We start from the raw sequence: 11,863 nt of genomic DNA, 5'->3' as shown, positions 1-11,863 counted from the left end.
AATAAGCTGAAATTCACAAAGTTTTTAAGAACAAATTTCGTGAATTCCTTCTTATTTCTTGGAGCTAAACACTTTTTTCTCGGCCTTTTTTATCATTTCGTTTATTTCCATTCAAGCCAACTTCTTTCTTCCAGTCAGACGCTTTTTGTTATATACTTTAGACTAGAACTCGAGGAGGGATCAGCATGAAGATTCGTTGTACTAGAAATACCGGATTTTATGGAATGGGCAGTCCAATCGAGATTAGAAAAAACAATGAAAAGTGGTTTTATTTAGGCCAAAATGAAACAAAAGAAGTCGAATTAGAAGAATCAGAATGCACAATTCAGGCTAGGTTTTTCTTTTTGAAGAGTATGCCGATTACAGTGAGCAATCAGAATCAAATGATTGATTTAGAGATAACGATGAACCCAACTCTGATCTTGATTTATGTTATACTCTTTGTTGGCATGTTTTTAATTCCAGTTTTACAGTTGAACATCGCTGGCGTTTTACTATTGCTTGTTCTTTATTTTGTGTTTGTTTTTTCAATATTGAATAAAGCTTATATCATCAAGGAGAAGATCTAATGGGTGAAAGAGCCGAAGAATTTTTAAGTAGTTTTAACCGAATCGAAAAGTGGTTTCGTGAACAATTGAATAATCCGACTAATATGGGCTTTAGTGAGATGGTTCGCAGACTCTCAAGAAAGAAAGACAGTCATATACCGCTTTTTCAAGATGATTTACTGCAAATGGCACAATTAAGAAACGCCATCGTACATGAACAAATCTCAACTGATTTCGTGATAGCTGAACCGAATGAATGGGCAGTGAATCGTATGCGGGAAATTGAACAAGCGTTGATCAGTCCAGAAAAAGTGTTTCCGAAGTTTGCAAAAAAGGTAACAGGATTTGATATTAATATTTCAATTAAAGATATTTTAGCAATTGTTGCACGTAAACAGTATTCACAGTTTCCAATCTATGATGCAGGCATCTTTAAAGGACTAATTACAGTTCGTGGACTGGGAATTTGGTTAGCCGTTGAAAGCTCTAAAGGAGATATCCAATTAGAAGGTAGAAAAGCAGCCGAACTTTTGGTAAGCAATTATAAAGGAAGTAACTATCAATTTGTCGGCAAGGAAGCAACCGTGTTTCAAGTTGAAGAGATGTTCGTGACGCAAGTCAGATTAGAAGCGATATTGATTACAAAAGATGGTAACCCTAATGGAAGCTTACTTGGGATTATTCGTCCGAGGGATTTATACAATAATTTAGAGAAGGAATGAAAGCCGTTGTTAGCAGTTTATCTGATTATTAGTGCAGTTTTGATTGGTTTAGATCAATGGGTAAAATATTTAACCGTAACAAATATTCCATTGGGAGAAACGAAAGAGTTTATCCCCGGCTTTATGTCGTTTACGTATCTTCGTAACACGGGAGCTGCTTGGAGTCTTTTAGAAGGGAAAATGTGGTTTTTTTATATTGTTACTGTGGTTGTCGTAGCCGTAGTTCTGTATATTTTAATCAAACATATTAATGGAAGTAAATGGTTTACAATTGGGTTGAGTTTAGTTCTAGCAGGAGCCATCGGCAATTTTATTGATCGTTTGCGTTTAGGTTATGTTGTTGATATGTTCCAAACAGATTTTATCAGCTTTCCGATTTTCAATGTTGCTGACTCAGCGCTAGTTATTGGCGTGATATGTATTTTTATTTATCTGATTTTAGACGAAAAAGCAGCGAAGGATGGGAAAAATGGAACAAATTAATGTAAAAGTAAAACAGGAAAAAGGACGAATCGATAAAGTTTTGAGTGATTTATTGAAAGAGCACTCACGTTCTCAGATTCAACAATGGTTAAAAGATCAAAATATAACGGTCAATGGTGAAGTGACCCGTTCAAATTATAAAGTAAAAGAAAACGATGAGATCAGCATCAATGTGCCAGAACCAGTTGAACTTGACGTTGTGGCTGAAGACATTCCGATTGAAATCGTGTACGAAGATGATGATGTGTTGGTAATCAATAAATCGCAAGGTATGGTGGTTCATCCATCTGCAGGACACCAAAACGGGACCCTGGTCAATGCGTTGCTATATCACATTAAAGATCTTTCTTCGATCAATGGGATTATTCGACCAGGAATCGTTCATCGGATTGACAAAGATACATCTGGTTTATTGATGGTAGCCAAAAATGATAAAGCTCATGAGGCATTAGCCGCACAGTTAAAGGATAAAACATCGATTAGAAAATATATTGCTTTAGTTCACGGTGAAATTACGCATGATAAAGGAGAGATTGATGCGCCGATTGGCCGTTCAAAAAATGATCGAAAAATGCAAGCAGTCATTGAAGGTGGAAAACCAGCTGTGACTCATTTTGAAGTCTTAGAACGATATGAGGGATACACTTTAGTTCAATTACAATTGGAAACAGGACGCACACATCAAATACGTGTTCACATGAAATATATTGGTTTTCCAGTTGCAGGCGATCCACTTTATGGACCAAGAAAAACACTAAAAGGCAACGGTCAATTTTTACATGCTGAGGTTTTAGGGTTCAAACATCCTACAACTGGCCAAATGATGGTCTTTGAAGCACCACTACCAGAACTTTTTGAAAAAACTTTAAATCAATTAAGAAATAATGATTGATTTATTTGAAAAGAAAAGGTACACTGTTTTGAGAAAGAAAATTAAATAAGCATCCTTTAAGAGTAGTCCTGTGAGGCTAAGAAGGAAACATGCAGAACAATATCTAGGTGCGCTTAGAAAAAATCTGCGTGAAATGAATAGTATCTTTGTATAGATAAATTCAATCCTCCTATCCGAACACGGGTGGGAGGATTTTTGTTTTTCATCACTGCGACTGGCAGCGAAGCTGACAGAGCAGATGATGAAAAATACTTGGCGAACGAAGTGAGAGAAGTCACCATACCAGTTATTCATCAAATTTTAACTACTGAAAACAAGAGATGAAAAAGAGCAAGTGTATCGCCTACACACTAGAGCAAGTTGCTCATAAAGCAACATTAAAAAGTACATTTTTAGGAGGAGTCAAACATGCAAAAAAAAGAAGTCGTTGATACTGTGACGATGAAACGTGCACTTACAAGAATCACTTATGAAATTATTGAAAGAAACAAAGGAATCCAAGATATCGTATTGGTCGGCATCAAAACACGAGGAATCTACATCGCTCAACGAATTGCTGAACGTTTAAAACAATTAGAACAAATTGACGTTCCAGTCGGTGAGTTGGATATTACTTTATACCGAGATGATATGGACGGTCAATCGATGAAAGATCGTTCATTAGAAGAACCAGAATTTCACTCTTCTGACATTCCAGTTTCTTTAGAAGGTAAAGAAGTAATTTTGATTGATGACGTACTCTTTACAGGTCGGACAATCAGAGCGGCAATGGATGCAGTGATGGATCTTGGTCGACCAAGAAAAATTTCATTGGCCGTTTTGGTAGACAGAGGTCACAGAGAACTTCCAATCAGAGCAGACTACGTGGGGAAAAATATTCCAACTTCTATGGCAGAAGAAATCATTGTTGAAGTAGAAGAAAAAGACGGAGCTGATCGGATTTTGATCGCAAGCATTGACGAATAGACAAATACATTAGTAAAGATAGGATAGGTTGAGATGACAGAAAAAGAATTTCGCAATGAAGAAGCAGTATTAGATATTCATGATAAGCCCAAAACCGTACATTGGATCGGCTTAAGTTTACAGCATTTATTTACCATGTTTGGTGCAACAGTATTAGTTCCAATTTTAGTAGGAATTGATCCAGGAATCGCTTTGGTCAGTTCAGGGCTTGGAACCATCGTTTACTTATTCGTAACGAAAGGTAAAATTCCAGCTTATCTTGGAAGTAGCTTTGCTTTTATTGCGGCTATGCAGATGTTGATGAAAAGCGATGGCTATCCAGCAATCGCACAAGGGGCAATGACAACAGGATTGGTTTATCTGATTGTTTCTATTATCATCAGTAAAATAGGATCGGCTTGGCTAGATAAAATCTTACCACCAATCGTTGTTGGACCTGTAGTGATGGTCATCGGCTTAGGCTTGGCTTCAAATGCTGCAAATAATGCTATGTATAACAATGGGGACTATGATTTCAAATTCATCGCAGTTGCGTTGATCACATTGGGTTTAACCATTTTCTATAACATGTTTTTCAAAGGGTTCCTGGGCTTGATTCCAATCTTACTAGGAATCGTCAGTGGTTATCTAGTTGCTTTATTATTCGGGATTGTAGATGTTGAACCAATCAAACAAGCTGCGTGGTTTGCCATGCCAAACTTCGAGATTCCTTTTGTTCAATATCAGCCAAAACTCCACTTGAATGCAATCACAACGATGGCACCGATCGCATTCGTCACAATGACGGAACATATCGGACACTTAATGGTCTTAAATAAATTGACTAAACGCAACTTCTTTCAAGATCCTGGTTTATCCAAAACGTTGATGGGAGACGGAGCGGCGCAAATCGTAGCTGGTTTAGTCGGCGGACCTCCTGTTACAAGTTATGGAGAAAATATCGGTGTTCTAGCAATCACTCGTGTTCATAGTGTGTTCGTGATTGCAGGAGCTGCAGTGTTCGCGGTGGGATTAGGTTTTGTAGGAAAATTAAGTGCAATCATTTTAAGTATCCCTGGTCCAGTTATCTCTGGTATCAGCTTTGTGTTATTCGGTGTCATTGCGGCAAGCGGGTTGAAAATTCTGATCGACAATCAAATCAACTTTGATAAGAAAAAGAATTTATTAATTGCCTCTGTGATCTTAGTCATTGGGATTGGCGGATTGGTCTTTAAATTGGATACCTTTGAATTGTCATCAATGGCATTAGCAACAGTCTTAGGAATCATTCTAAACCTGATTTTACCTGAAACAGCGCGCAGTGAAGAAAAGTAGTCTAACTAGGTAAAAAAGTGTGGAACGTTGTTATCATTGATATCTAGCTTCAAGAGCTAGCCTTTCAGCTTTTAAAACAAGGAGGAAAACGAATGATCATCACATCTGAACGTATCAGTTTAAAACATCTTTTAACAGTAGAAGTATTAAGTGACCAAGAAGTTATGGGCCTGATTCATCGTGCTCAAGAGTTTAAACAAGGAGCAACTTGGCAACCCGAGAAAAAACAATACTTTGCGACAAACCTGTTCTTTGAAAATAGTACACGAACACATAAGAGCTTTGATGTTGCCGAGAAAAAATTAGGGATTGAAGTAATTGAGTTTGAAGAAAGTATGAGCTCGGTCAAAAAAGGTGAAACACTCTATGATACAGTGCTGACAATGTCGGCAATCGGAGTTGATGTGGCAGTCATTCGTCATGGAGAAGAAAATTATTACGATGAACTGATCCAAAGTAAAACAATTCAATGTTCTATTATTAACGGTGGTGACGGTAGTGGTCAACATCCGACTCAATGCCTACTAGATTTAATGACAATATACGAGGAATTTGGATACTTTGAGGGATTGAAAATTGCAATCGTTGGGGATATTACACATTCTAGAGTAGCGAAATCCAACATGCAGATGTTAAAGCGACTTGGCGCTACAATCTTTTTTTCAGGACCAGAGGAATGGTACGATAAGCAATTTGAAGCTTATGGCCATTATATGCCTTTAGATGAAGTGGTCGAAACAGTTGATGTGATGATGTTGCTTAGAGTACAACATGAACGTCATGATGGATCTGAAATATTCTCAAAAGAAGAGTACCATCAGCAATATGGTCTAACTGTTGAGCGCGCAAAACGACTACAAAAACATGCAGTCATAATGCATCCTGCTCCTGTGAATCGTGATGTTGAGCTGGCAGATTCTCTAGTAGAAGGAATCCAGTCTAGAATCATCCAACAAATGAGTAATGGTGTCTATATGAGAATGGCAATTTTAGAAGCAGTATTACAAGGAAAGGCATAGGTGAACAATATGAAAACACTTATCAAAAATGGAAAAATCATAAAAAAAGATAATCAATTGATTCCAGCAGAAATATGGATCGAAGAGGGCAAAATCAGAGCAATTGGAGAATTTTTTGAAGAAAGTACATTTGATAAAGTCTACGATGCCAAAGGTCAATTGATCGTACCAGGATTAGTGGATGTCCATGTTCATCTAAGAGAACCAGGGTTTACTTATAAAGAAACAATCGAAACGGGTAGTAAATCAGCAGCCAGAGGCGGATATACGACAGTTTGTGCAATGCCTAATTTAAATCCTGTTCCTGATACTGCAGAAAAATTAAAAGAAGTATACGAAATCATTGAAAAAAATGCTGTAGTAAAAGTGCTACAGTATGCACCAATCACAGAGGAGTTACGCAGTGAAACATTGACCAATCAAAAAGCGTTAAAAGAAGTTGGCGCTTTTGCATTTACAAACGATGGTGTGGGTGTGCAAACAGCAGGGATTATGTATCTTGCAATGAAAGAAGCGGCAGCACTTGATATGGCAATCGTGGCCCATACAGAAGATGAGTCACTGCTTTTTGGCGGAGTCATGCACGAGGGGGAAATTTCTAAAAAGTTAGGGTTACCAGGGATTTTAAGTTCTACTGAAGCATCACAGATTGCTCGTGATGTTGTCTTAGCCGGTGAAACAGGTGTTCATTATCATGTCTGTCATGTTTCAACAAAAGAAAGTGTTCGTGTAATCCGTGATGCCAAACGAGCGGGCATCCGCGTTACAGCAGAAGTTGCGCCTCATCATTTGATTTTAGTTGATGAAAATATCCCAGAAGATAATGGTTTCTGGAAAATGAATCCGCCGCTTAGAGCAACAGCTGATCGTGATGCATTAATCGAAGGGTTACTAGATGGTACGATCGATTGTATCGCAACAGATCACGCGCCACATGGTCTGGAAGAAAAAAATCAAACATTTTTAAAAGCTCCCTTTGGTATAGTTGGGAGTGAAACAGCTTTTCAACTAATATACACGAATTTTGTTGAGGCAGGAAAATTCACTTTAGAACAAGTAATTGACTGGATGGCAACCAAACCTGCAGAAATTTTTGGTTTAGATGCAGGAACACTGACGATCGGTGCCCCGGCAGACATTGCTATTTTTGACTTAGAGCTAGAAGAAACGATTGACGATCAGGACTTTGAATCGCTCGGTGTTAATACACCATTTGTCGGTTGGAAAGTCAAAGGAAACACATTAATGACTTTTGTTGATGGACAATCAGCTTGGTCTAAGGGAGATGCATAAAGTTGAAGCGACTATTGATACTAGAAGACGGAACCGTTTTTGAAGGAAAAGCCTTTGGTGCAGAGGTCAACGTTGTTGGAGAGATTGTTTTTACAACAAGTATGACAGGTTACCAAGAAACGATCACTGACCAAAGTTTCAATGGTCAAATTATTACATTTACCTATCCAATGGTCGGAAACTACGGTGTCAATCGTGATGATTATGAATCAATTTCACCTACTTGTAAAGGCGTGGTAGTGAAAGAACATGCACGCTTAGCTTCAAACTGGCGGGCACAAATGACGCTGGACGAATTTCTAAAAAGAAAAGGCATACCAGGGATTTCTGGGATCGACACTCGTGCATTGACTAAAAAACTTCGTTCTATTGGAACCATGAAAGCTGGGTTTATCGACATTGATGACGATCTAACTCATGAATTTGATCAGTTAAAAGCGACTGTCTTGCCCAAAAATCAAGTAGCGCAAGTTTCCACAACCAAACCTTACCCAAGTCCTGGAATCGGTAGAAATGTGATCGTTGTTGATTTTGGTTTGAAGCATAGTATTTTAAGAGAATTATCAAAACGTCATTGCAACTTGACCGTGTTACCGTACAACACTGATGCGGAAACGATTTTAGAACTTTCACCAGATGGTGTGATGTTGACAAATGGCCCAGGGGACCCAAAAGATGTGCCAGAAGCGATTGAAATGATTCAAGCAATCCAAGGAAAAGTCCCGATTTTCGGTATTTGCCTAGGTCATCAATTATTCGCTTTAGCTAATGGAGCAGATACCTATAAAATGAAGTTTGGTCATCGGGGTTTAAATCATCCGGTTCGAGAAATAGCAACTGGGAGAATCGATTTTACCTCACAAAATCATGGCTATGCAGTTGATGCTACAACAGTTGATCCTGAGAAGTTGATGGTTACTCATGTAGAAGTGAATGATGGCTCAGTAGAAGGGGTTAGACATCGTCAATACCCGGCCTTTACCGTTCAATACCACCCAGATGCAGCACCTGGTCCACACGACGGTTTACATTTGTTTGACGAATTTATGGAATTAATGGATGCATGGAAGGAGCAGGACTAATGCCAAAAAGATCAGATATCAAGAAAATCATGGTAATCGGTTCTGGACCGATCATTATTGGCCAAGCTGCAGAATTTGATTATGCTGGCACACAAGCCTGTCTTGCTTTAAGAGAAGAAGGATACGAAGTCGTTTTGGTTAATTCAAACCCGGCAACGATCATGACAGATAAAGAAATTGCCGATCAAGTATATATTGAACCGATCACACTAGAATTTGTCTCTCGTATTCTACGAAAAGAACGACCAGATGCATTACTACCGACTTTAGGTGGTCAAACAGGGTTAAATATGGCAATGGAACTTGCCGCATCTGGAATTTTGACTGAACTGAATGTAGAATTGCTAGGAACTAAATTAAATGCGATCGACCAAGCTGAAGATCGTGATTTGTTTAAACAATTAATGGAAGAGTTGGATCAACCGATTCCTGAAAGTGAAATCGTCAATACTGTAGAGGAAGCAGTAGAATTTGCCAATACGATTGGTTATCCGATCATTGTACGTCCTGCGTTTACTTTAGGTGGAACGGGCGGAGGAATGTGTGATAATGAAGCGGAATTACGGCTCATTGCTGAAAATGGGCTGAAATTATCGCCTGCAACACAGTGCTTGATCGAAAAGAGTATTGCTGGTTTTAAAGAAATCGAGTATGAAGTGATGCGAGATTCCGCTGACAATGCAATCGTTGTTTGTAATATGGAAAACTTCGATCCAGTCGGGATCCATACAGGAGATTCGATTGTATTCGCACCAAGTCAAACTCTATCTGATCATGAATATCAAATGCTGCGTGATGCGTCCCTTAAAATCATTAGAGCGCTAAAAATAGAAGGGGGCTGTAACGTTCAGTTAGCACTAGATCCACACAGTTTTAATTATTATGTGATTGAAGTGAATCCAAGAGTTTCTAGATCGTCCGCCCTAGCCAGTAAAGCAACTGGCTACCCGATTGCTAAATTAGCAGCTAAAATTGCTGTAGGATTAACTTTGGATGAAATGAAAAATCCAGTTACAGGAACAACCTATGCAGAATTTGAGCCAGCATTGGATTACGTAGTGGCAAAAATTCCTCGCTGGCCTTTCGATAAATTTGAAAAAGGGGAACGTCGTTTAGGTACTCAAATGAAAGCGACAGGTGAGGTTATGGCCATCGGTCGTAACATCGAAGAATCATTACTAAAAGCTGTTCGTTCACTAGAAATCGGTGCTTATCATAATGAATTAAAAGAAATAAAAGAAGTTAGTGATGAACTTTTGACAGAAAAAATCGTAAAAGCACAAGATGACCGCTTATTTTATCTATCAGAAGCCATCAGAAGAGGATTTACGATCGAAGAGTTGGCTATGCTAACTAAAATTGATTTGTTCTTCCTTGATAAATTACTTCATATCGTTGAGCTAGAGACAGCATTGGAAAGTAATTTCAAAGATAACGAAACATTAAAAGAAGCAAAACAAAATGGGTTTACTGATCGAAAAATTGCTGATTTATGGCAAACAAGTGAACAAGAAGTTTCTGACTATCGTCATGAGCAAAAGATACTGCCAGTTTATAAAATGGTTGACACTTGCGCGGCTGAGTTTGAATCTAAAACTCCTTATTTTTACAGTACGTATGAATTCGAAAATGAAAGCATCCGTTCTGAAAAACCGTCTGTTTTGGTTTTAGGATCTGGTCCAATCAGAATCGGACAAGGAGTAGAATTCGATTATGCAACCGTTCATTCAGTAAAAGCAATCCAAGCAGCAGGGTATGAAGCAATCATTATGAATAGTAATCCTGAAACAGTTTCAACAGACTTCTCGATTTCGGATAAATTATATTTTGAACCATTAACGCTTGAAGACGTGATGAATGTAATTGAGTTAGAGCAACCAACAGGCGTAATCGTTCAGTTTGGCGGTCAAACAGCAATCAACCTAGCAGAACCACTAGTTAAGCAAGGTGTAAAAATCTTAGGAACGTCGATCGAAGATTTAGATAGAGCAGAAAATCGGGACTTATTTGAGCAAGCACTACAAGCGTTGGATATTCCACAACCACCTGGTGATACCGCTACGAGCACTGAAGAAGCCGTGGCTGTTGCCAATAGAATCGGTTATCCAGTTTTAGTTCGACCAAGCTATGTTCTTGGTGGACGAGCAATGGAAATTGTTGAAAACCAAAAAGACTTGGAAGATTATATGCGAAATGCAGTAAAAGCTTCACCAGAGCATCCTGTCTTAGTTGACAGCTATTTATTAGGTAAAGAATGTGAAGTAGACGCGATTTGCGACGGTCAAACGGTCTTGATTCCTGGTATCATGGAACATATTGAACGTGCTGGAGTCCATTCGGGTGATTCAATGGCGGTGTATCCGCCACAAACTTTGTCGAATGAAATTCAACAAACGATTGCCGATTATACAAAAAAATTAGCAATCGGATTGAACTGTATCGGTATGATGAATATCCAATTCGTGATCCATGAGGAAAAAGTCTATGTGATCGAAGTTAATCCACGTGCTAGTCGAACAGTACCATTTTTAAGCAAAATCACAGGAATTCCGATGGCTCAAGTCGCTACAAAAGCAATTCTTGGTGAAAAACTAACCGATCTAGGCTATCAAGATGGTTTATATCCTGAAAGTCAGCAAGTCCATATCAAAGCACCCGTATTTTCTTTCACTAAACTCCAAAAGGTCGATACTTATTTAGGGCCTGAAATGAAATCAACGGGTGAAGTAATGGGTTCTGATTATAGTCTAGAAAAAGCCTTATATAAAGCGTTTGAAGCATCAGGGTTACATTTGCCAAGTTTTGGTGCAGTCTTGTTTACCATAGCTGATGAAACAAAAGAAGAAGCGTTGGCATTAGCAAAACGATTTAATGAAATTGGCTATAGCTTGATCGCAACAAAAGGTACGGCTGAATTTTTAGCAGAAAATGGCTTATTAGTTAAAACCGTTCTTAAAATCAATCAAGGTGGCGAAACGGTTCTTGATTTGATTCGTAGCGGGGAAGCCCAAGTTGTGGTAAATACGATGGATAAGAATCGTTCTGATTTAAATCAAGATGGGTTTTTGATCAGACGTGAAGCAGTAGAACATGGTGTCCCATTATTCACTTCACTGGATACGGCAGAAGCCATCTTAAAAGTGTTGGAATCACGGTCATTTTCAACAGAGTCTATCTAATTTTAAAGTGTCTGAGACATAACTCTGTGAGTCATATCCCAGACATCTGGAGTCCGGATAAACGGTGGGAGCAAACGGTCCTCCATGCTTCGAGGATCGGAGTGAAACGAGAACCGTAGATGCAGAAGCAATCCCTTCGGAAATAAGCCAGAATTCACAAAAATTTGAAGAGCACCGAGTAGGTACCAATCATCATCAGTTCGCAAACTCACTGTGATTCTTGGCAATTTTCGTGAATTCTTTCTTATTGCTGTAAAACACAGCGAGGTACGAGCTGATGTTGTACAGTACCTACTTGGTTCTCGGGATTAAACACTTCTGTCCCAGCCTCTTTATTACAATAAAGTCTTGAGAAGGAGTTGCAT

The 11,863-nt window shown here is 38.7% G+C and carries 10 protein-coding genes; all 10 read left to right on the top strand.

What is annotated here, in order from left to right; translation table 11 throughout:
• Window positions 1–185: 185 nt before the first annotated feature.
• Entirely contained in the window at window positions 186–569 is a 384-nt protein-coding gene (locus tag A5819_RS15005; protein WP_086279544.1) for a hypothetical protein, read from the top strand.
• The gene (locus A5819_RS15000; RefSeq protein WP_086279543.1) at window positions 569–1,270 is read left to right on the top strand and encodes a hypothetical protein; all 702 of its coding nucleotides are present in this window, start codon (window positions 569–571) and stop codon (window positions 1,268–1,270) included. The genes A5819_RS15005 and A5819_RS15000 overlap by 1 nt, the downstream gene beginning before the upstream one ends.
• A 6-nt stretch (window positions 1,271–1,276) precedes the next feature.
• Window positions 1,277–1,753 (top strand): signal peptidase II, encoded by a 477-nt coding sequence (gene lspA, locus A5819_RS14995; RefSeq protein WP_086279542.1) that lies wholly within the window; start codon window positions 1,277–1,279, stop codon window positions 1,751–1,753.
• Window positions 1,740–2,645: an RluA family pseudouridine synthase gene (locus tag A5819_RS14990; protein WP_086279541.1), complete on the top strand. Its 906-nt coding sequence runs from the start codon at window positions 1,740–1,742 to the stop codon at window positions 2,643–2,645. Before lspA ends, A5819_RS14990 begins: the two co-directional genes overlap by 14 nt.
• Before the next feature lie 408 nt (window positions 2,646–3,053).
• The gene (gene pyrR, locus A5819_RS14985; RefSeq protein ID WP_086279540.1) at window positions 3,054–3,611 is read left to right on the top strand and encodes a bifunctional pyr operon transcriptional regulator/uracil phosphoribosyltransferase PyrR; all 558 of its coding nucleotides are present in this window, start codon (window positions 3,054–3,056) and stop codon (window positions 3,609–3,611) included.
• A 33-nt stretch (window positions 3,612–3,644) separates the two neighbouring features.
• Entirely contained in the window at window positions 3,645–4,925 is a 1,281-nt protein-coding gene (locus A5819_RS14980) for a solute carrier family 23 protein (RefSeq protein ID WP_086279539.1), read from the top strand.
• 92 nt (window positions 4,926–5,017) lie between these two features.
• Window positions 5,018–5,944, top strand: coding sequence for an aspartate carbamoyltransferase catalytic subunit (locus A5819_RS14975; protein WP_086279538.1), 927 nt, complete (start codon window positions 5,018–5,020; stop codon window positions 5,942–5,944).
• A gap of 9 nt (window positions 5,945–5,953) precedes the next feature.
• Complete coding sequence (locus tag A5819_RS14970; RefSeq protein WP_086279731.1) at window positions 5,954–7,237, top strand: dihydroorotase; 1,284 nt, start codon at window positions 5,954–5,956, stop codon at window positions 7,235–7,237.
• 2 nt (window positions 7,238–7,239) lie between these two features.
• Window positions 7,240–8,319 carry a carbamoyl phosphate synthase small subunit gene (locus tag A5819_RS14965; RefSeq protein WP_086279537.1) on the top strand — a complete coding sequence of 360 codons (1,080 nt, stop codon included), beginning with the start codon at window positions 7,240–7,242 and terminating at the stop codon, window positions 8,317–8,319.
• A complete protein-coding gene (carB, locus tag A5819_RS14960) occupies window positions 8,319–11,498 on the top strand; it encodes a carbamoyl-phosphate synthase large subunit (protein WP_086279536.1) in 3,180 nt (1,059 codons plus the stop codon). The genes A5819_RS14965 and carB overlap by 1 nt, the downstream gene beginning before the upstream one ends.
• Window positions 11,499–11,863: the final 365 nt, after the last annotated feature.

The sequence above is a fragment of the Enterococcus sp. 7E2_DIV0204 genome (assembly GCF_002140855.1).
GTDB lineage: Bacteria > Bacillota > Bacilli > Lactobacillales > Enterococcaceae > Enterococcus_L > Enterococcus_L lemimoniae.
Note: the sequence above shows the minus strand (reverse complement) of the source record. Positions and strands in the feature narration are given on the sequence as shown.

What these genes read in the sequence shown, in the direction of transcription:
- A5819_RS15005 (WP_086279544.1), top strand. Translation starts at nt 186, where the DNA reads ATGAAGATTCGTTGTACTAGAAATACCGGATTTTATGGAATGGGCAGT.
- A5819_RS15000 (WP_086279543.1), top strand. Translation starts at nt 569, where the DNA reads ATGGGTGAAAGAGCCGAAGAATTTTTAAGTAGTTTTAACCGAATCGAA.
- A5819_RS14990 (WP_086279541.1), top strand. Translation starts at nt 1,740, where the DNA reads ATGGAACAAATTAATGTAAAAGTAAAACAGGAAAAAGGACGAATCGAT.
- pyrR (WP_086279540.1), top strand. Translation starts at nt 3,054, where the DNA reads ATGCAAAAAAAAGAAGTCGTTGATACTGTGACGATGAAACGTGCACTT.
- A5819_RS14980 (WP_086279539.1), top strand. Translation starts at nt 3,645, where the DNA reads ATGACAGAAAAAGAATTTCGCAATGAAGAAGCAGTATTAGATATTCAT.
- A5819_RS14975 (WP_086279538.1), top strand. Translation starts at nt 5,018, where the DNA reads ATGATCATCACATCTGAACGTATCAGTTTAAAACATCTTTTAACAGTA.
- A5819_RS14970 (WP_086279731.1), top strand. Translation starts at nt 5,954, where the DNA reads ATGAAAACACTTATCAAAAATGGAAAAATCATAAAAAAAGATAATCAA.
- carB (WP_086279536.1), top strand. Translation starts at nt 8,319, where the DNA reads ATGCCAAAAAGATCAGATATCAAGAAAATCATGGTAATCGGTTCTGGA.